Annotated in this window: 20 protein-coding genes; 11 read left to right on the plus strand and 9 right to left on the minus strand. The window is 63.6% G+C overall.

Features of this window, described 5'->3' with window-relative positions; translation table 11 throughout:
* Positions 1 to 175 precede the first annotated feature (175 nt).
* Both ACFODV_RS15575 and ACFODV_RS15580 read left to right on the plus strand, forming a co-directional pair.
* On the plus strand, positions 176 to 1,600 hold the full coding sequence (locus tag ACFODV_RS15575; RefSeq protein ID WP_379761076.1) for an AAA family ATPase: 1,425 nt from the start codon (positions 176 to 178) through the stop codon (positions 1,598 to 1,600).
* A gap of 69 nt (positions 1,601 to 1,669) precedes the next feature.
* Positions 1,670 to 2,782 (plus strand): hypothetical protein, encoded by a 1,113-nt coding sequence (locus ACFODV_RS15580; protein ID WP_379761078.1) that lies wholly within the window; start codon positions 1,670 to 1,672, stop codon positions 2,780 to 2,782.
* A 78-nt stretch (positions 2,783 to 2,860) separates the two neighbouring features.
* Here the strand turns inward: ACFODV_RS15580 and ACFODV_RS15585 are convergent, their stop codons facing one another.
* The 5 genes from ACFODV_RS15585 to ACFODV_RS15605 all read right to left on the minus strand — a co-directional run bounded on the left by ACFODV_RS15585 (position 2,861) and on the right by ACFODV_RS15605 (position 6,578).
* A complete protein-coding gene (locus ACFODV_RS15585) occupies positions 2,861 to 3,607 on the minus strand; it encodes an HIRAN domain-containing protein (protein WP_379761079.1) in 747 nt (248 codons plus the stop codon).
* 324 nt (positions 3,608 to 3,931) lie between these two features.
* Positions 3,932 to 4,363 carry a large conductance mechanosensitive channel protein MscL gene (gene mscL / locus ACFODV_RS15590; protein ID WP_379761081.1) on the minus strand — a complete coding sequence of 144 codons (432 nt, stop codon included), beginning with the start codon at positions 4,361 to 4,363 and terminating at the stop codon, positions 3,932 to 3,934.
* Between the two features lie 387 nt (positions 4,364 to 4,750).
* Positions 4,751 to 5,095 carry a hypothetical protein gene (locus ACFODV_RS15595; protein WP_379761083.1) on the minus strand — a complete coding sequence of 115 codons (345 nt, stop codon included), beginning with the start codon at positions 5,093 to 5,095 and terminating at the stop codon, positions 4,751 to 4,753.
* Positions 5,096 to 5,142: 47 nt separating this feature from the next.
* Complete coding sequence (locus tag ACFODV_RS15600) at positions 5,143 to 5,526, minus strand: DUF4168 domain-containing protein (RefSeq protein WP_379761084.1); 384 nt, start codon at positions 5,524 to 5,526, stop codon at positions 5,143 to 5,145.
* Between the two features lie 125 nt (positions 5,527 to 5,651).
* Positions 5,652 to 6,578: an acyltransferase family protein gene (locus tag ACFODV_RS15605; protein WP_379761086.1), complete on the minus strand. Its 927-nt coding sequence runs from the start codon at positions 6,576 to 6,578 to the stop codon at positions 5,652 to 5,654.
* Between ACFODV_RS15605 and ACFODV_RS15610 the strand changes: the two genes are divergently transcribed.
* On the plus strand, positions 6,570 to 6,749 hold the full coding sequence (locus ACFODV_RS15610) for a hypothetical protein (protein WP_379761088.1): 180 nt from the start codon (positions 6,570 to 6,572) through the stop codon (positions 6,747 to 6,749). The two genes, ACFODV_RS15605 and ACFODV_RS15610, sit on opposite strands and share 9 nt — an antisense overlap.
* A gap of 7 nt (positions 6,750 to 6,756) precedes the next feature.
* Here ACFODV_RS15610 and ACFODV_RS15615 read toward each other — a convergent pair whose 3' ends face one another.
* Entirely contained in the window at positions 6,757 to 8,001 is a 1,245-nt protein-coding gene (locus ACFODV_RS15615; RefSeq protein WP_379761139.1) for a YbfB/YjiJ family MFS transporter, read from the minus strand.
* A 179-nt stretch (positions 8,002 to 8,180) separates the two neighbouring features.
* On the opposite strand from ACFODV_RS15615, the gene ACFODV_RS15620 reads away from it, so the two are divergent.
* Positions 8,181 to 8,774 carry an SAM-dependent methyltransferase gene (locus ACFODV_RS15620; protein ID WP_379761090.1) on the plus strand — a complete coding sequence of 198 codons (594 nt, stop codon included), beginning with the start codon at positions 8,181 to 8,183 and terminating at the stop codon, positions 8,772 to 8,774.
* A gap of 12 nt (positions 8,775 to 8,786) precedes the next feature.
* Positions 8,787 to 9,794 carry an aldo/keto reductase gene (locus ACFODV_RS15625; RefSeq protein WP_379761092.1) on the plus strand — a complete coding sequence of 336 codons (1,008 nt, stop codon included), beginning with the start codon at positions 8,787 to 8,789 and terminating at the stop codon, positions 9,792 to 9,794.
* Positions 9,795 to 9,802: 8 nt separating this feature from the next.
* Here ACFODV_RS15625 and ACFODV_RS15630 read toward each other — a convergent pair whose 3' ends face one another.
* Positions 9,803 to 10,792, minus strand: coding sequence for a DUF4349 domain-containing protein (locus tag ACFODV_RS15630; RefSeq protein ID WP_379761094.1), 990 nt, complete (start codon positions 10,790 to 10,792; stop codon positions 9,803 to 9,805).
* A 56-nt stretch (positions 10,793 to 10,848) separates the two neighbouring features.
* Complete coding sequence (locus tag ACFODV_RS15635; protein WP_379761096.1) at positions 10,849 to 11,736, minus strand: LysR family transcriptional regulator; 888 nt, start codon at positions 11,734 to 11,736, stop codon at positions 10,849 to 10,851.
* Between ACFODV_RS15635 and ACFODV_RS15640 the strand changes: the two genes are divergently transcribed.
* Complete coding sequence (locus tag ACFODV_RS15640; protein WP_379761098.1) at positions 11,719 to 12,522, plus strand: putative inorganic carbon transporter subunit DabA; 804 nt, start codon at positions 11,719 to 11,721, stop codon at positions 12,520 to 12,522. The genes ACFODV_RS15635 and ACFODV_RS15640 overlap by 18 nt on opposite strands.
* 72 nt (positions 12,523 to 12,594) lie before the next feature.
* A complete protein-coding gene (locus tag ACFODV_RS15645) occupies positions 12,595 to 13,797 on the plus strand; it encodes an FAD-dependent monooxygenase (protein ID WP_379761100.1) in 1,203 nt (400 codons plus the stop codon).
* A gap of 4 nt (positions 13,798 to 13,801) precedes the next feature.
* On the opposite strand, the gene ACFODV_RS15650 is transcribed toward ACFODV_RS15645, so the two are convergent.
* Positions 13,802 to 14,686, minus strand: coding sequence for an alpha/beta hydrolase (locus tag ACFODV_RS15650; protein WP_379761102.1), 885 nt, complete (start codon positions 14,684 to 14,686; stop codon positions 13,802 to 13,804).
* A gap of 114 nt (positions 14,687 to 14,800) precedes the next feature.
* Between ACFODV_RS15650 and ACFODV_RS15655 the strand changes: the two genes are divergently transcribed.
* The 4 genes from ACFODV_RS15655 to ACFODV_RS15670 are packed head-to-tail and all read left to right on the plus strand — an operon-like array spanning position 14,801 to position 17,696.
* Entirely contained in the window at positions 14,801 to 14,953 is a 153-nt protein-coding gene (locus ACFODV_RS15655) for a hypothetical protein (RefSeq protein WP_379761104.1), read from the plus strand.
* Positions 14,953 to 15,687 carry a metal ABC transporter ATP-binding protein gene (locus ACFODV_RS15660; protein WP_379761106.1) on the plus strand — a complete coding sequence of 245 codons (735 nt, stop codon included), beginning with the start codon at positions 14,953 to 14,955 and terminating at the stop codon, positions 15,685 to 15,687. Before ACFODV_RS15655 ends, ACFODV_RS15660 begins: the two co-directional genes overlap by 1 nt.
* The gene (locus ACFODV_RS15665; RefSeq protein WP_379761108.1) at positions 15,671 to 16,561 is read left to right on the plus strand and encodes a metal ABC transporter permease; all 891 of its coding nucleotides are present in this window, start codon (positions 15,671 to 15,673) and stop codon (positions 16,559 to 16,561) included. Before ACFODV_RS15660 ends, ACFODV_RS15665 begins: the two co-directional genes overlap by 17 nt.
* Before the next feature lie 55 nt (positions 16,562 to 16,616).
* Entirely contained in the window at positions 16,617 to 17,696 is a 1,080-nt protein-coding gene (locus tag ACFODV_RS15670; protein WP_379761110.1) for a metal ABC transporter solute-binding protein, Zn/Mn family, read from the plus strand.
* The last annotated feature ends 275 nt before the right edge of the window (positions 17,697 to 17,971 follow it).

Raw genomic sequence — 17,971 nt, forward strand, 5'->3', positions numbered from 1 at the left:
AACACGCGGCCGCGCAAGACATTGGACTGGCGCACGCCGCTGGAAGTTTACGCCGAGGTGCTCAAGAAATCGGTTAGTGGCCCGAGCACCCTTCAATAGTGTTGCGCTTGGAACTTGAGACCGCCCTGATAGCAGGAAGTTTATCGGCGTTGGGCCTGAGTATAAATCATTACTCTTGGCAGCCCTTCTTTTTCAGCCGGAACACAACTCTGCAAGAAAGTACATTATTGAAAAACTTGGAGTCAAATCGACCTCCGAGTCTGTGACATTAAATATAAAAAAGCCACAATTTGCGGAATCCAGACTAAAAGAACTGGGCTATAGTGCAATTGAAGATTTTGACTCGAGAACTCATTACTGGGGAACTGATGGCATTGCGAGAGACTTCTTAGAGAGAGTTTCTGGCTGCGTAAAAGGCTCTTTTCACCATGGAGATATCTATCGGAAAGATATTGACCAATACTCAATTAAAATTGACATTAATTTATTTCGAAAAGAGTTTTCAGGCACTGATGCCTGCGAGCAATTCAGGCTTATTGACAATTTAAAAACACTAGGGATGCTAGAAAGCATAGATTTTAGACTTTTGCTTCAAAATCAAGAAGAAACTTCGCTTAATAATTTAAGTGATGGCCAGATTCAGTCTGTTTATATTTTTTCAATTGCAGAGCTCTTTAAGGATAGACATTGCGTAACTTTACTTGATGAGCCAGATTCATTTCTCCATCCGGAGTGGCAGTTTGGTTTCTTGGAGCAAGTTTTTGATATTGCTGACGAGACTGCAAAATTAAACCACATAATTATGAGCAGTCACAGCGCGTCTACAATTTCGAGTGCCAAAGAAAAAACAATAAGGCTTTTCGACTTCTTTGATTCCAAGGTCGTGGCAGTTAATGCTAAGAAGTCGGATGTTATAAAATCCCTTTCGTCCGGATTGATATCTTTTACGGAGGGCGAAGCAAGGCTTAACATTAACAACTCAATAAAGGGATCAACAAAGCCAGTATTGTTTACCGAAGGAATTACTGACGAAGTTATTCTAGGTACTGCATGGGAAAAACTATATAGTGGAAGAGAAATGCCCTTCTTGATACAGAATGCCTTTGATAGGATGTTTTTGAAAAATTTATTTTCTCGAGATGAATTAAAGACAAACTTTCCGGACAGGATAATGTTTGCTTTATTTGATTTCGACGAAGCATACGATGATTGGAACGGCCTAAAACCATCCAACACATCTAATGAAGAGAACGATCCATTTAAGGGGCTTGCGAAGCGGCTTGTATTCCAAAACCATTATGCATTGCTCCTTCCTGTTCCTAAAAATAATGATATCCGAAGTCAAGTTTTAGATGGAACAGGCAAGCCTTGGGGAAGCGGAAATAATTCTCATCTCGCCATAGAGCTCATGTTCTATAACGAGGACTACATTGGGGAGTGGTTTGAAAAACGGGAGGCTCCGGGAGGAGGCCAGCTTATCGAATTTAAAGGAAAAAAATCTAAATTCGCCAATAGCTTTGTTCCAAAATTAAATCCAGATCAATTTGAATGCTTTCGGCCACTTTTTCAATTTATTGAAAGGAAGTGCGAATCAAATTAAATTGCTAAAATAAGTTTTCCCATCCGGGTTTTTATGAAATTACCACCGGTAGTATCACAGGGAGACGACATGGCCATTGAGCAAGGAATCTGGAAGCTGACAGGTAGTACCGGCGAACCACCGGGCAAGCTGCGCGCCGCGGGGCTGGCCGACGAGGGGCTGCTGGAAGAGCAGATCATGCAGGATGTCTCGATCCTCAACCGGGACTGGCTGTTGATCGGCCGCCAGGTGCGCACCGCCTTCGACAAGCTGGTCGATCTGCTGGCGCTCGATGCCAACGGCAACGTCATCATCATCGAGCTCAAGCGAGACAAGACGCCGCGAGACGTGGTGGCCCAGGCCATCGACTACGCCTCCTGGGTGGTCACCCTGGCCGACTTCCAGCTGATCGACATCTACCAGGCGTTCGCCGAGCGCTACGGCAGGCCTCACGCCACCCTGGACGAGGCCTTCGAGGCCAAGTTCGGCATCCCGCTGGATAGCGTGACGCTCAACGAGAGCCACCAGTTGGTAGTGGTGGCCACCCGGCTCGACGCCAGCAGCGAGCGCATCATCACCTACCTCAACGAGCACGCCCAGCTGTCGATCAACGCCATGTTCTTCGCCGCCTTCGAGGACGACGGCAACCGCTACCTCAGCCGCACCTGGATGATCGACCCGGACGAGCCCACCCAGCCCATTGCCCGCAAGGCGAAGAAGGAGCCCTGGAACGGCGAGTTCTATGCTTCTTTCGGCCCCGACTACCCGTGGGAGGATGCCCGCCGCCTCGGTTTCATCTGCGGCGGCGGCGCGGCCTGGTACTCCAAGACCCTCGCCATGCTCTCGGAGGGCGATCGCGTCTGGGTCTATATCCCCAAGACCGGCTACGTCGGCGTCGGCGAGGTAATCGGCGAGCGTTGCCGCGCCGACGAATACCGTTTCGACACCCCGGCAGGGCCCAGAACCCTCCCGGAGATGACGCTGATCGAAGGTTACCCGCAGATCGACCCGGCCAAGGATGACGACGAGGCCGAGTATCTGGTCCCGGTGCGCTGGATTTACACCATCAGCCGTGAGGTCGCCTTCAGCGAGGTCGGCCTGTTCGGCAATCAGAATACCGTCTGCAAGCCCACTACGCCCAAGTGGTCCCATACCGTGGAGCGGTTAAAGCAGGTGTGGCGCATCAGTGACGAGCGCACATAAGAACCCCCGCGTAAGCTCGTGAGAGCCAAGAGGCGGGGGCCGTGTTAAAGCATGTGGGTGGCGCTCAGCCCATCTGGTTCAGGCCTGCATCCGGAACACATTGGCCGGCATCGCCGGTCGGTCATCCAGCCGGATCCGGGTCAGCACATAGACCAATGGGCGCTCGGGGCTGCCGTTGATGCGAAATACCTCGCCGTCGAGGGCAGCACCCTGGTCCAGCATGCGGTGCAGCATATCCAGATGTCCTCGTGGAACGTAACCCAGCTTTTGTCCGGCGCTCTCCATCCTGATGGCTTGCCCCTCGACCGGGTTTTCAGGCTCTGGCACCAACTGCACTGGGTCGCCCTTGTTCAGCTCCGAGGCGTCTAGCTCGGCCTCATGGCGGAACCCTGCCACTTCTAACAGCACCTCGAAGGCTCCTGGCGGGTCATCGAAGGGATGAACCAGCTCGAAACCATCGTTGGGTAACTTGGCACCGCTGTAGCCCAGCAGGGCGAAATCGCTGATCTCTGCATCGGCGGTAATGGCGCGCAGTTCCAGGTAGCGGCTGAAATCCCCTCGGCTTCGCGGCGGCAGGCGCCGCTTGAAAGCCTCCATCACTTGGTGGCTGTGCTCCAACTGCTTCAGCGGGAAGGCGGGATAGCCTTCGAAGCCCATTTGCTTCGCCTCTGCTATCTCGGGGCCATGGTCATATTGGAGCACCACCTGACCGCCCTTCAGCACCAGCTGGCCCACGCGATAGCGAGAGCGATTCTTGCTCTTACTAGCCTGCCAGTAGAGCAGCAGCCGCTGTGGTTCCACTAGATGTTCGATAAAGCGGGTCATGGTTCTTGCTCGACTCCCTCACGATCGATCATGGCGAAGTCCCTGCCAGCCCGGAATCAAAAAACCCCTCAGCAGCGTCACCGCAAAGCGGGTCCGCCGATCGGGGCCGTGTTAACACCTACTATAGAGAGCACGGCGGGCTCTAGCAAAGAGAGATGTAGCTCTTGATAATCAGGAAACGACTATGGCCATCGAACAGGGAATCTGGACGCTCGCCAACAGTTCGGGCGAATCGACGACGATCAGCAATAAGCCCCCGCGTAGGCTCGCAAGAGCCAAGAGGCAGGGGCCGTGTTGGACATGGTCGATGTCACCGATTAGCAGTTACGGCTCATCGGATCGTCGGGCCAGGCTGTCGCGAATCTCGCGTAGCAGCAAAATATCCTCGGGTGGGGCGGTGGGCGCAGTCGGTGCCTCGGCCTGCTGGCGGCGCAGGCGGTTCACGACCTTCACCAGCAAGAACACCGCGAAGGCCACGATCAGGAAGCTGATCACGTTGTTGACGAACACCCCCACGTTCATGGTCACCGCCCCTGCTGCTGTGGCATCGGCCAGGGTGGCGTAGGGCCCTTCACCCTTGAGCACCAGGAAGATATCGGAGAAATCGACGCCGCCCATCAGCAGCCCGATGGGCGGCATCAGCACGTCATTAACCAGGCTCGAGACAATGGTACCGAACGCTCCGCCGATGATGATGCCTACCGCCATATCCACCACGTTGCCGCGTACCGCAAATTCCTTGAATTCCCTGAACACCGTTCTCTCCTCGAAGCCAAGACTCGGCCGTCACTCTTCGACGACCCGGCGAGAATGCCGGCCAGGCCGGCCGAAGAAAAGTGGTTTCCGGATTCGATCTGAAGGAATGCCGACGCCGAAGTGGCCTCAGGCCATCCACCGCCTCGGGAAAACATACCTCACCCTGACGGAGCCGCCTTGGCCTCGGCATCCCGCCGCCGGGCGGTCTGGTCCACCGCGCGCAGCCAGATCAGCAGCAGTGCGCCCAGGGCCACGAAGCCACCGGCCAGCCAAAAAAACCCCCGCAGCAGCGGGGGTAAGGGACGCGGTCTGGCCGGACATGTCGAGGGAAGAGGGACACTGGCCAGCCGCGCAAGGGAACACCATGAAGAAGACTGGGCGATTGCCCTACTCGTTGATCTGCGACTCCTCGCTGTCGGGCAGCTCCCCCTCGCCCTGATTATCGGGCTGGGACACACCCTCACCGGTTGGCATCGGGTCGGTGCCGCTGCCAAAACCAGGCTCATCGGCAGGCGTGCCCGGCTCGGCCGGAGCGCCCGGATCCGCCATTGGATCGGCGGCGGGGTCCGCGGGCATGGCCGCCGGGTCTGCCGGTTGGGTGGTCATGGGGTCGCCGGCCTCGTGCTCATCGGCCGCGGGGTCATGCATGTCGGCGAAGGCCAGCGGGCTGGCCAGCAGGCCTAGTGAGACACCCAGTACGCCCGCTTTCTTGAAGAATCGCTTGGACATCATGCTTAACTCCTTGAACTGCTTCTATTGCTCCTTGTGGCCAACCAGGCTCACGACTCGACCATCTCCTGAACACGCTGCATCAGTTCAGGGTCCTGCTGAACGGCCTGGCCGATGGCGTTGAAGGTATCCACATCGAGGCCGCTGTCCTCAACCACCTCGATCATCTTGTCGTTGGCTTCCATCTGCACTTGCTGCATGGAGGCTTCATCCTCGGCGGCCTGCAGGCGCTCGGTGTATTCTTGAGAGATCACGACAATCTCTTCGGAAGCATCCGCGAACTGCTGAAGCTGCTGATCGGAAATGTCCGTCATCGGGGCAGCGGCTTGGGGCTGCTCGGTGGGGGCCGCCGGATCCTGCTGGGCGTGGGCGGTGGCCGACATCAGGCCGGCGCTGAGCAGGGCGGCAGAGATCAGGGCCGTCATCGGTTTCATTGATACCTCCAGAGAATCACCCCTCAACAAGGGGCCTTATGTGTATGTGCCCCCTGTGACGATAGTCAGCGGCTCGCGTTCAAAATTTTCGGGTAAAAGTTGGTAACAGCGCGATTCACCCGGTATCAGGCCACGCGCAGCCGCTTGCCGAACAGCAGCCCGCCCCACTCCAGCCGGTTGGCAACCAGATTCCAGACAATGGAACCGGCCATGCCCACAAACGCCAGGGCCAGCACATAGAGCAGAAGTGGCAGGCGCTGGCCGGGGTCCAGAACGTCCACCAGGTTGAAAAACATTGGGTGGGCCAGATAGATGCCGAAGGAGAACTCGTTGAGGCGCCGCACCAGCGGCGGCGCCGGGCGACCGCGCAGCCGCCCCATCACCCACAGAGTGAAGAGCAGGAACAGCGGCACTACCCACACCTCCTTGGAGGAGAACTCCAACCAGCCGGGCAGCGAGAGCAGCGCCACCAGGCCAACCAGAGCGACAAGCCAGCGCGGACGAACCAGTTCCACCAGCCAGGCCGGGCGTGCCTCGTGGCGGTCGTTATGGTGGCGTACCAGCACCAAGGCCAGAAAGAAGAGATAGAGCCAACCAAGCGGGGCGATCCAGTGCAGGTAGCCCGGCGGCAAATTGCTACTCCACTGCCAGTAGCCCCACCAGGCCATGCTGATCAGGCTGCCGATCACAAGCCACGGCGTGGAAGGCAGCCAGCGTTCAAGGTGCAGGCAGCAATATAGCCAGTAGAAGGCGTAGAACTGGGCGGCGATGATCAGGAAGTAGCCATGCCAGCCGGCATAGAGCAGGTACTCGCGCAGAGTCTCCACCAAGCTGGCATCCACACCGGCCGCCCGCAGGCGCAGAAACTCTGCCATCGAATAAGCCAGACCGTAAATCAGGTAGGGGATCATCACGTACTTCACTCGGCTGCCCAGGAAGCCTTGGGGAATGGTGCGCCCGTAGCGCATCGAGAACAGGAAGACCGAAATAAAGATGTCGTACCGCTCTATCTGAGCGCCGGCAACCGCGATGTCTTCGATGCCGTGGGTCATGCCCGTCGCCTACAGGCGGCACTGGCGCCACACCAACCGGGTCAGGTGCCGCTGGAGGTGTTGTCCGGCGGCCATACCTGGCGAGTGTGGCGGGCCAGCATCGGTCCGGCGCTGGCTTTCATGTTTCGTTATCTGCAGCCCCCGCTGATGGAATCCCAGAGCAGCCGGTGACGCGACATCAGCCTCCCGACCCCTTGGCCTCGGCATCCAACCGCCGGGCGGTCTGGTCCACCGCGCGCAGCCAGATCAACAGCAGCGCGCCCAGGGCCACGAAGCCACCGGCCAGCCACAGGCCGATGTCGTAGTGGCCGGTGGCCTCGGCGAGCATGCCGGTCAGCGCCGGAGCGATAATCTGCGCTGCGCCGTAGGCCAGGGTCATGCGCCCCATCATCCTCGCGGGGCTCTGGGGGTAGAGCCGGCCGGCCATGGTCAGCACCAGGCTCACGCAGCCCAGAAAGGTGCCGCCGTAGAGCACGGCGCTGATCAGCACGCCGGCCAGATTGTCGGTAAGCGCCGGCAGCACGATCCCCACTACCTGCAGGGCCATGGCACTGATCAGCGCGGCGAGGTAACCAAAGCGCCGGGCGATCAGGTCCCACACGATCACAGCCGGCGCGGCGGCCAGCCCCACCAGGGCGAAGGTCCAGTTGCCGGCGCCCGCCAGCAGCGGCTCCCGCTCCACGATGGCAACGATAAAGGTGGCGCTGATCACATAGCCGTAGCCGGCACAGAAGTAGGCGGCCAGCATCAGCCGCATAAAAGTGCGCGACGGCGGATTCACCGGCGGACGACTGCCGCCGCTGCTACTCGCCAGCGGCTTGGCGGGGCGAGGCAGCCAGCCCCAGGCGGGCACCAGCAGCCCCGCGGCCAGCACGGTAAAGCCCCACCACTGGGCCTGCCAGCCGAAGGAGAGATGCAGCATCAGCTCAACCGCCAGGGCGGCCACCAAAATGCCCACCCCCAAGCCGGCGAAGTGGATGCCCAGCTCGCCGCGCTGTCCGTGGCTGATCAGCCAGTGCAGGATCAGCCCCGAGGCCAGCAGCATGGCGCCACTGCTGGAGAAGCCGGCCACGAAGCGCATGCCCGCCCATAGCCAGAAGCTGTCGGCCAGGGCCATGCCTGCGGTGGAAACCACTGCCAGCACCAGGGTGAGACGATAGAGGGTGTCCTTGAGCCGGATACTGTGGAGGGAAGCCGCCACCAGCGCGCCCAGCATGTAGCCCGCGTAGTTGAGGGCGGCCAACCAGCCGCCCTGGGCGTCGCTGAGCCAGGTCTGCTGCTGCATCACCGGCAGCAGCGGCGTATAGGCGAAGCGCGCCACGCCGATGCAGAGGATCTGGCTGAACACGCCGGCCAGCAGCACGCGGTAGCGGGGGGAGAGAAATCCCGGAGAAGGTGTCCCGATAGGGGATGAAGAGGGCATGGCCATGCCTGGCGCTCCTGGAATCGTATTGTTGTCACCGGGCTGCACTGCCCGGTCGGTCGCGCGACTGCCGCGGCGTCGGCATCACGCGGCACAGGATACCCGCCGCGCGATGGCCGTGTCCGACAAGCGGCTGTTATTCTTTGTTGACACCACCTTATGAAATCGAGGCATTCTTCATGTGGGACGAACGCTACAGCACGGACGACTACGTCTACGGCACCGAACCCAACGACTTCCTGCGCGAGCATGCCGGCCTGATCGGTGAGGCACCCAAGCGGGTGCTGTGCCTGGCGGATGGCGAGGGGCGCAACGGGGTCTACCTGGCAGGGCTGGGCCACTGGGTCACCTCGGTCGATGCTTCTTCCGTAGGCCTGCGCAAGGCGGCGCGGCTGGCCGAGCACCAGGGGGTGGCGCTGACGACCCTGAATGCCGATCTCACCGAGCATGAGTTCCTGCCGGAGACCTTCGATGCGGTGGTGTCGATCTTCTGCCACGTGCCGGCGGCGGGTCGCCCCCACCTTTACCGCCAGGTGATCCACGCCCTGAAGCCCGGCGGCGTGCTGATCCTCGAGGCCTACACCCCGGATCAGGTACCCCGCAGCACCGGCGGCCCGGACACCCCGGACCGCACCCCCACCGCCGCCGAGCTGAACGAGGCCCTCGCCGAGCTCGACATCGAGCTCAGCCGCGAGTGCGAGCGCGAGGTGATGGAGGGCCGCGGCCACACCGGCCTGGGTGCCGTGGTGCAGTTCATCGCCCACAAGCGCTAGCAGGGAGCTCCCATGACAACATTCTTTTCCCGTCTCCAGGCCGTTGCGTCGCCCGCCATCGGCCTGGGCTGCATGAACCTCTCCCATGGCTACGGCCAGCAGGTACCCGAGGCCGAGGCGCTGCGCGCCCTGGATGCCGCCTTCGACATGGGCTATCGCCATTTCGATACCGCCACCCTCTACGGCGCCACCGCCAACGAGCAGCTGGTAGGCAAGGCGATGGCGGCCAAGCGCGGTGAGATCCTGCTGGCCAGCAAGTGCGGCATGGCCATGGACCCGGCACTCGGCAAGAAGGTGATCGACGGCCGCCCGGCCACCCTGCGCCGACAGTGCGAGGAAAGCCTGGCGCGCCTGGGCACCGACCATCTGGATCTCTACTACCTGCACCGATGGGACAAGAACGTGGCCATCGAGGAGAGCGTGGGCGAACTGGGCCGGCTGGTGGCGGAAGGCAAGATCGGCGCCGTGGGGCTTTCCGAGGTCTCTGCCGCCACGCTACGCCGAGCCCATGCCGAGCATCCCATCGCCGCGGTGCAGTCGGAATATTCGCTGTGGACCCGCAACCCGGAGATTGCGGTGATCGAGGCGTGCCGCGAGGCCGGGGCCGCCCTGGTGGCCTTCAGCCCGCTGGGCCGGGGCTTCCTGGCCGGGGCCGTCACCGACCCCACCCGGTTGGCGGAGGGTGACATGCGCCGCAACATGCCGCGTTTCAGCGCCGAGTCGCTGCCGCGCAACCTGACGCTGCTGGCCGAGCTCGAGGCGGTGGCAATGACGCTCGAGGTGAGTACCGGCCAGTTGGCCCTGGCCTGGCTGCGGGCCAAGGGCGATGACATCCTGCCGATTCCCGGCACCCGCTCCATCGCGCACATGCGCGAGAACCTGGCGGCCAGCGAGCTGCGTCTGAAGGCCACCACCGTGGCGCAGCTGGATGCGCTGCTGACCCCGGAGCAGGTGATCGGCGAACGCTACGCCGAGGCGCAGCAGGCCGAGGTAGATACCGAGGAGTTCGATCAGCTCTGAGGCACGGCCTAGTCGTCGCGACGCGGGGTTCGACGCGCACGGCGACGCTGGCCCAGACGGGTGATGCCGCGGCGCACCGGGCGCCATAGCCGAGTGAGCAGCCACAGCGCGGGAATGCCCAGCACCAGCCAGGGGGTGAGGAAAACCACCACCAGGATCACCTGGCCCACCGATTCGAAGAACAGGCTGACGCTGCGGTCCAGAGCGCGCCACAGGGGCGCCAGGGGGCCGTACTGGTGGGGCTCCACCCAGCGCTGCTGCTGGAAACTGGCGGTGACCGAGACGCTGTCGGTGACCCGGGAGAGATGGCGCTGGCGGCCCTGCATCGATTCGATCTCGCCCTGTACCCGGGCCAGTTCGCGCTCTACCTGCAGCAGGTCCTGGATGCGGCGTTCGCTGAAGCCGCGGCCCTCCTGGGCCAGTTCGGCGAGCCGCTCGCGCAGCACGATCTGCTGGGCCAGGCGCGCCTCGATGTCGATGATCTGCTGGGTGCGGTCCTGGCGGGTGATCTCCACGCCGCTCAGCCCCGAGGATTCGCTGATGCGCCGCACCGGCTCGGCCTGATCGACCTGTGCCCGGTCGATGCGCATCACCAGGGTACCGCTGGTCAGGCCCTGGCGCGGGGTGCTGAGTCGACCCTGCTCCACCTGGCAGCCGCTCATGCCCAGACAGGCCTCATGGGCTTCGTGAAAGACGGCGATCAGCGGTTCGGCGGTATCGAACTGCAGCTGGTAGTGGCGTCGCTCCTCGACGCGCGACTCAACCCCCTCGGCGCCGGCCTCCGGAGTCCGGGCGGAACCGGCGATGTCGGCCTGGCGCACCATGGCCTCGCCGGCGACGTCCTTTGCGGAAACGTCCTGGCTGGGAAAGCCCTCTCCCTGGCGCGTCATGCCGGCATCGCCGCCGTCGAAGGCATCGCAGCCGGAAAGCCCCAGCGCCACCAGCAGGCCAAGACCCAGCAAGCGCGCACGGAAGGAGAAGGAAGGACAAAGGGGCATGCCGGGGTCGTCCATGACAGGGAAGATACCTGAAGCGTAGCATCTCGCCGCCGAGCCTAGGGGAGCTGCATCTCACGGGAGTGCGCGAGCAGCTGCTTGAGCAGAGGCGATTCGAAGCGGCGCCGAATCGTAATCGCATAGAACTCCTCGAATACCCCCGGCAGGACGCCAAAGTCCATCAGCGTGCCGGCTCGCAGTTCATCGCGCACCACCACGGGCGGCATTACCGCGAGATGAAGAGTGTCACGCGCCAGGAGACGCATCATGGCCATGTCGTCTACCTCGGCGATGATCGTGGGCGTCAGGTGGTGGTAGTCGCACAGCTGTTCGAAGGCTTGGCGCACGCTGCTGTCGGGCCCGGGCACGATCAGGCCGCGGCCGCGCAGTCCCTCGGGAAACGCCGGCAGCGGCGCCAGGCCTGGCACGCCGATGATGCTGACGGGTTGGCGCGCCAATCGCTGCGAGCGCCAGGGGTGCTGATCGTCGCCATGCAGGGCGTGATTGGCGAGCACGACATCCAGGCGATGAGCAGAGAGACGGCGCAGTAGGTCATCCAGGCCACCGCTCTGCAGGCTCAACGCCATGTCATCACGATCGAGCAGCGGACGCAGGAACTCCTCCTGGAAATTGCGCGAGAGCGTCGCCACCGCGCCTACCCGGATGCTCTCGCGATGGGCATGGCCGCCCTCGGTGAACAGCGCGCTCAGCTCCTCTCCCTGGCGAAAGATGGTGTCGGCATAGTCGAACGCCAGCCTTCCCGACTCGGAGAGGCGCAGCTTGCGCCCCTCGCGCAGGAACAGCCGCTGTCCCAGGCGCTCCTCAAGCTGGCGGATCTGGTGGGAGAGCGAGGACTGCGAGACGTGGAGTGCCTCGGCGGTTTGCGTCAGATGGCCCGACCTGGCCACCTGCCAGAAATAGTAGAGATGATGATAATTGAGCTTCATTGTCGTTCTCTGCGTCGCGGCGTTCCCCTGCCCGCCACCACGCATGTCCTGGCGGCCACCCACTGCACGTTGACTGATCGTGTCACCCTCATGGATACCCACGCAGTGCCCGCTCGACTCAGCCCCCTGCTGGAACGCTTCGAACAGACACTCGAGCAGGCAGGTCGTGCGACACGTGCGGAACGCGCTATCGCGCTGGGAGTCAATGCCAGCAGTGATGAACGCCGTTTTGAAGCGCTGCAGCAGCGCGGCAGTGACTGGTCGCAGCCGCGCACCGAGTGGGGGCTGGCCAATAATGCCGCCCTGCTATTGGCCCCGCGCTCGATCAGCCGTGGCCTTCCGCTGGAGGGGAGAGTCTTCCTGCACGAGTATGACCCGCACCGCGACCCTGACGGCCAGACCCTGGAGGCACTCATGACCGCCCCCATGCTGGTGGCCAGTTGGATCAACCTGCAGTACTACGCCTCCGTGGCGGTGCCCTCGCTCTACGGCGCCGGCAACAAGCTGCTGCACTCGGTGGTAGGGGGGCATATCGGCGTCATCGAAGGCAATTCGCCCCAGTTGCGCATCGGCCTGCCGCATCAGTCGCTGCACGATGGCACGACGTGGGGCCATGAACCGCTGCGCCTGACGGTGGTGATCGATGCGCCGCGGGAGCGGATAGAAGGAGTACTGACGCGGCAGCCAGCCGTCGCGCAGCTGGTACACAATAGATGGCTGTGGCTGTGTCGGCACACAGCAGACGGCCTGGAGCACTATCACGCAGGTGGTTGGCTGCCGAGTTGACCCGCCGGCTCATGCCATCCGGCCATCAGGCGGTATGCTGTTCTGCAGGCATCACGTCAAGGAGACAAATGAATGGATGACGCAATGGATGACGCAATGGATGACACGCTCGACGCGATCATCGTCGGCGGAGGCATGGTCGGTGCCGCCGTGGCGGCGGCTCTCGGCCAGGCCGGCATGGCGGTGGCGCTGGTGGAGGGCGACGGGCCGCCCGAAGCGATTGCCGACGACGCCCCCTTCGATCTGCGCATCTCGTCGCTGAACCTGGCCTCGCAGCAGTTGCTGGAAGAGGTCGGCGCCTGGCCCTTTATTCCGGAAGCGCGGCGCTGCCCGTTTCGGCACATCGAGGCCAGCGACGAGACCGAGCGGCGCCATGTGCACTTCGGCGCCGCCGACCTGGAGCTGCCCGATTTCGGCCACTTCGTCGAAAACCGGGTGATCCGCCGCGCCCTGTGGCAGCGGCTCGCCGAGCTGCCCAACGTGACAACCCACTGCCACACCGGGCCGGTAGCCTGGCTGCCCGGCAGCCATCGCACGCTGCTGGAGCTCGACAACGGCCGGCTGCTGGCCGCCCGGCTGGTGGTGGGCGCCGACGGGGCCGGCTCGCGAATCCGCGAGCTGGCCGGCATCGCCACCCGCGATGAGGACTATGGCCTGCGGGCGCTGATCATCAACGTGCGCACCTGCCTGCCCCAGCAGGATGTCAGCTGGCAGCGTTTCACCCCGGATGGGCCCCAGGCCATGCTGCCACTGCCCGGCCAGCATGCCTCGCTGGTGTGGTACGGCAGCCCGGAGGACACCGCCGAACGCGAGGCGCTGGACCACGAGGCGCTACGTCAGGCTATCGAACAGGCGTTCCCCCAGCGGCTGGGCGGCCTCGAAGCGGTGCTGGGGCGCGCCAGCTTCGCCATTCGGGGACGCCACGCCGAACGCTACGTGCGCCCGCGCCTGGCGCTGGTGGGCGATGCCGCCCACGTCATCAACCCGCTGGCCGGCCAGGGCTTGAACCTGGGGCTGCAGGATGCCGCGGACCTCACCGAGCGCGTGACCGCGGCCTTCTGGGAGAGCCAGGACATCGGTGGGCAGAGTCTGCTGGCCGGTTATGCCCGCGCTCGACGTCCGCAGACCCTGGCGATGATCGCCGCCATGTCGACCCTGCACCATGTTTTCACCGGGGCGGCGCCGCTGCGCCAGGCAGGGGCTGCCGGGCTGGCGGTGGCCGATCGCCTGGACGCGGCAAAACGCCAGGTGATGCGCCGCGCGCTGGGGCTGTAGGCCGTCACGCGGGCTGCGGCGAGGCCTCTACCAGGGACTCGTCGAGAAAGGCCAGCAGTTCGGGAAGTTCCGCCTCGATATGCTGGCTGAGGTCGTGATCGCCGGGCAGCAGGCGCAGCACGGCCGGCGTGGCGCCGCGACTGACGTGGAGCCGTTCGGCATCGCTCGGCGGAATGACGCGGTCGTCCCGACCGTGGACCAGCAGCACCGGGCAGCGCACCCTCGGCAGGGTATTCACCGGGGCGATGGCGTCGAAGCGGTGGCCGATCACCCACTCCACGTAGCGCAGCACATACCAGCCCAGGGGAAAGAACGGCAGCCGTTTTTCGGCCAGCCAGCGACGCATCATGCCGTCCGGGTGGGCGAAGGCCGATAGGCTCACCACGGCGCGGATGTCGTCGCGCCGCGAGGCAGCGAGCAGCACCGCCGCGGCGCCCACCGAATGCCCCAGCAGCGCCACCGGGGCATCCCTCATGCCGGGGCGGGCACGCAGCCACTCGAGGGCGGCCTCGATGTCCTCGGCGAAGCGCGGCATGGAAGAGAAGGAATCGGCGTCGCTGTCGCCGTGGTTGCGCATATCGAACAGCAGCACGTTCCAGCCCGCCGCCTGCAATGGCCGCGCCATCGGCAGCATCAGCTCACGATTGGCGCCCCAGCCATGGGCGACCACCACCGTGCCACGCCCCTCGCCGGGCAGCCACCAGCCGACCAGCCGCCTGCCTCGCCGGGTAGCGAAGCTCACGGTTTCGCCCACCGCACCATGGTCGGCCAGCCCGTTCGCCACCGGCACCCGAGGTGCCGCCAGGCTGACCCTCAGCCGCCGATGGAACAGATGCAGCAGCGCACCCGCTGCCACCATCCCCACCAGCACCAACCCCCATCCCGACATCGCCCAGGCTCCCGGCTTGCTCCGTATCGCGCCATTCTACGCGAGTCTGGCGAGACGGTGGCCAGGGTCGCTATTGTTATGTTATAACCTGCGATATTCTGATGGAGGCTTCCCATGGCACACCGCGCACATCGGCACCGCCCGGAAGGGCCCTGCCACTTCTCGTTGATGTCGCTCTCGGCGACGCACCGCCTGCTGCTGGCGGCAGCACTGCCTCTGGCTGGCCTGTGGCTGGCGGTCTCCTGGGCCGCCGGATGGTGGTCCTGATGTCGCGCCTGCAGCTTGAGGACCTTCAACTCGCCCGGGGCGGACGCACCGTGCTGGAGCATCTCGACGGCCGCTTCCAGGATGGCGCCATTACCGCGCTGATCGGCGCCAACGGTGCCGGCAAGAGCACTCTGATCAGCGCCATCATGGGCATGCTGCGCCCGGTGGCGGGCAGAGTGTGCTGCCAGGTGCCCAGAGAGCGCTGCGCCTGGCTGCCCCAGCAGCTGGCCCTGGACCTCAGCTTTCCGATGAGCGTGGAAGAGCTGATCATGACCGGCAGTTGGCCCAGCCACGGGGCGCTGAAGGGGTATTGTGCCACCCACTACCGCCGCGGCCGCGAGATCATGGCCCGCCTGGGCATCTCTCACCTGGCCCACCGACAGCTCGGCGAGCTCTCCGGAGGCCAGCGCCAGCGCGCCCTGCTCGGCCGCACCCTGATGCAGGAAGCCGAGCTGCTGCTCCTCGACGAGCCCTTCGCCAATGTTGATATCGAGACCGTGGACGTGCTGATGGACGTGCTGCGCGACATGGCAAAGGAAGGCGCCACCATCATCGTGGTGCTCCACGACATGGAGCAGCTCTCGCGCCTGGCCGACGATGTGCTCTTCCTCGCCGGCGGCCACGGCCGCTGGGTCAGCACCGACTCGCTGCTCGACCGCTATGCCGGTCAACCGCCTCGCGCACCGCGCCTGCCCATCACCTTCCCGGATACCCTGCATGCTGGAACTGTTTGACGCCTGGCTGCTTGCCCCCTTCGACTACGGCTTCATGAGACGCGCTCTGGTGGCGGGCCTGGCGCTGTCGCTGGCCGCGCCGCCGCTGGGGGTCTTCCTGATGCTGCGCGGCATGAGCCTGATCGGTGACGCCATGGCCCATGCCATCCTGCCCGGCGTCGCGCTGGGGTTCCTGTTCGCCGGCTTCTCGCTGCCGATCATGAGCCTGGGCGGCGTGCTCTCTGGCCTGCTGGTGGCGGTGCTGGCCGGCAGCGTGTCGCAGATGACCGGCCACCGCGAAGACTCCGCCATGGCCAGCTTCTTCCTGATCTCGCTGGCCGCCGGGGTGATGCTGGTGTCGCTGGGTGGCAGCAGCGTGGACCTGACCCACGTGCTGTTCGGCTCGATCCTGGCCGTGAATACCACTGCCCTGATGCTGATCGCCGCTATCAGCAGCCTGATCGTGGTCACCCTGGCGGTAATCTTCCGCGCCCTGGTAGTGGAGTGCCTGGACCCGCTGTTCCTGCGCGGCCAGGGGATTCACAGCGGATTGATTCAAGGCGTCTTCCTGGGCCTGGTGGTGCTCAACCTCACCGCCGGCTTTCAGACCCTGGGCACCCTGATGGCGGTGGGTCTGATGATGCTGCCAGCCACCACGGCACGCTTCTGGAGCAAGCGCCTGGAGGGGCTGATCGGCATCGCCGTGGGCATCGCCCTGGTCGCCAGCACCGGCGGGCTGCTGCTCTCCTACCACCTGAGCCTGCCCTCCGGCCCATCGATCATCCTGCTGGCCGGTACCGCTTACCTGTTCTCGGCCCTGCTGGGCCGCCACGACAGCCTGCGCGAGCGCTTGCAGCGCCGTGCCTCGCCCCTGGGCGCCCCAGAATCCCACTGATATGCGACCTCCACGACACGCGACGCTCACTCACAAGACAGAGGAACTCCGCCCCATGCGCATCATGAATGCCTCCGCCGCCCTGCTCGGCGTCTCCGCCCTGCTGGCCCTGCCCGCCGCCTTCGCCGCCGAGCGCGTGCAGGTGGTCACCAGCTTCAGCATCCTCGCCGACATGATCGAAAATGTCGGTGGCGAGCATGTCAACGTTACCTCGCTGGTTGGCGCCGATAGCGACGCTCATGTCTACTCTCCGCGTCCCACCGACGCCCGCGCCCTGGCCAACGCCGATCTGGTGGTGTTCAACGGCCTGCAGTTCGAGGGCTGGATGGATCGCCTGATCGACGCCAGCGACTACGCCGGCCCGCTGGTCATCACCACCGACGGCATCGAGCGAGTGGCGATGGCCCATGACGATCATGGCCAGGACGAGCACGACGATCATGACGAGCACGGCCATGACGACCACGGCCATGACGACCACGGCCATGACGAGCACGGCCATGATGACCACGGCGACGATGACCATGACGACCATGATGACCATGACCACGGCGACGATGACCCCCACGGCTGGCAGGACCTGGCCGTGGGCAAGGTGTATGTCACCAATATCCGTGACGGCCTGATCGAAGCCGACCCTGAGAACGCCGAGGCCTACAGCGCCAACGCCGAACGCTACATCAACGAGATCGACGCCGCCGATGCTGACATTCGGGCGCTGCTCACCGAGATCCCCGCCTCCACCAGCGTGATTACCGGCCACGACTCCTTCGGCTACTTCGCCAGCGCCTACGGTCTGCGCTTTCTCTCTCCGGTGGGGCTCTCCACCGAGGCGGAACCCAGCGCCGCCAACATGGCCCAGCTGATCGACGTGATTCGCAGCGAAAACGTCCAGGCGCTGTTCCACGAGAACATGACCAGCCCGGCGATCATCAACCAGCTCGCCGAGGAGACCGGCCTGCCCATCGCCGGCACCCTCTTCGCCGACGCCCTGGCCGCCGAAGGCGATGCCAGCACATGGCTCGGCATGATGCGCCACAACGCGCAGACCCTGCATGACGCCCTGGCCCAGCCGGGCCATGACGATCATGCGCATGACAACGATGACGACGACGATCATGGCCACGCCCACTGAGCGACAAGCTCTGCCAATGCACACAGGGGCGCCTTCGGGCGCTCCTTTACGTTAACGGCACCTTTGAGCAGCCTCCTTGGCCGAATATGTCCACAGGCTAGCCTCCTCTTGTGTCTTCTCGGCATAAATGCCAGCAAGATTGGCACGAAATGCAAAAACTCTGGCTCGAAAGGTCAATTAACACTCTGCCTTTGCTCCTACCATAAAGCTAGTCTCTTTCAGACGTTGCATCGTCATGAGACTCACAACAACAACGCCACAACGCAAAGGCCTCT

Origin of the sequence: Halomonas tibetensis (assembly GCF_042643535.1) — a bacterium.
GTDB classification, from domain to species: Bacteria; Pseudomonadota; Gammaproteobacteria; order Pseudomonadales; family Halomonadaceae; genus Halomonas; species Halomonas tibetensis.

Excerpts from the sequence above, each read along its gene's own strand:
- ACFODV_RS15660 (WP_379761106.1), top strand. The coding sequence starts at position 14,953 with ATGTCGCGCCTGCAGCTTGAGGACCTTCAACTCGCCCGGGGCGGACGC.
- ACFODV_RS15595 (WP_379761083.1), bottom strand. The coding sequence starts at position 5,095 with ATGATGTCCAAGCGATTCTTCAAGAAAGCGGGCGTACTGGGTGTCTCA.
- ACFODV_RS15620 (WP_379761090.1), top strand. The coding sequence starts at position 8,181 with ATGTGGGACGAACGCTACAGCACGGACGACTACGTCTACGGCACCGAA.
- ACFODV_RS15640 (WP_379761098.1), top strand. The coding sequence starts at position 11,719 with ATGATAATTGAGCTTCATTGTCGTTCTCTGCGTCGCGGCGTTCCCCTG.
- ACFODV_RS15670 (WP_379761110.1), top strand. The coding sequence starts at position 16,617 with ATGCGCATCATGAATGCCTCCGCCGCCCTGCTCGGCGTCTCCGCCCTG.
- ACFODV_RS15585 (WP_379761079.1), bottom strand. The coding sequence starts at position 3,607 with ATGACCCGCTTTATCGAACATCTAGTGGAACCACAGCGGCTGCTGCTC.
- ACFODV_RS15645 (WP_379761100.1), top strand. The coding sequence starts at position 12,595 with ATGGATGACGCAATGGATGACGCAATGGATGACACGCTCGACGCGATC.
- ACFODV_RS15665 (WP_379761108.1), top strand. The coding sequence starts at position 15,671 with ATGCTGGAACTGTTTGACGCCTGGCTGCTTGCCCCCTTCGACTACGGC.
- ACFODV_RS15635 (WP_379761096.1), bottom strand. The coding sequence starts at position 11,736 with ATGAAGCTCAATTATCATCATCTCTACTATTTCTGGCAGGTGGCCAGG.
- ACFODV_RS15615 (WP_379761139.1), bottom strand. The coding sequence starts at position 8,001 with ATGCCCTCTTCATCCCCTATCGGGACACCTTCTCCGGGATTTCTCTCC.
- ACFODV_RS15650 (WP_379761102.1), bottom strand. The coding sequence starts at position 14,686 with ATGTCGGGATGGGGGTTGGTGCTGGTGGGGATGGTGGCAGCGGGTGCG.
- ACFODV_RS15625 (WP_379761092.1), top strand. The coding sequence starts at position 8,787 with ATGACAACATTCTTTTCCCGTCTCCAGGCCGTTGCGTCGCCCGCCATC.
- ACFODV_RS15655 (WP_379761104.1), top strand. The coding sequence starts at position 14,801 with ATGGCACACCGCGCACATCGGCACCGCCCGGAAGGGCCCTGCCACTTC.
- ACFODV_RS15600 (WP_379761084.1), bottom strand. The coding sequence starts at position 5,526 with ATGAAACCGATGACGGCCCTGATCTCTGCCGCCCTGCTCAGCGCCGGC.
- ACFODV_RS15580 (WP_379761078.1), top strand. The coding sequence starts at position 1,670 with ATGGCCATTGAGCAAGGAATCTGGAAGCTGACAGGTAGTACCGGCGAA.
- ACFODV_RS15605 (WP_379761086.1), bottom strand. The coding sequence starts at position 6,578 with ATGACCCACGGCATCGAAGACATCGCGGTTGCCGGCGCTCAGATAGAG.
- ACFODV_RS15630 (WP_379761094.1), bottom strand. The coding sequence starts at position 10,792 with ATGCCCCTTTGTCCTTCCTTCTCCTTCCGTGCGCGCTTGCTGGGTCTT.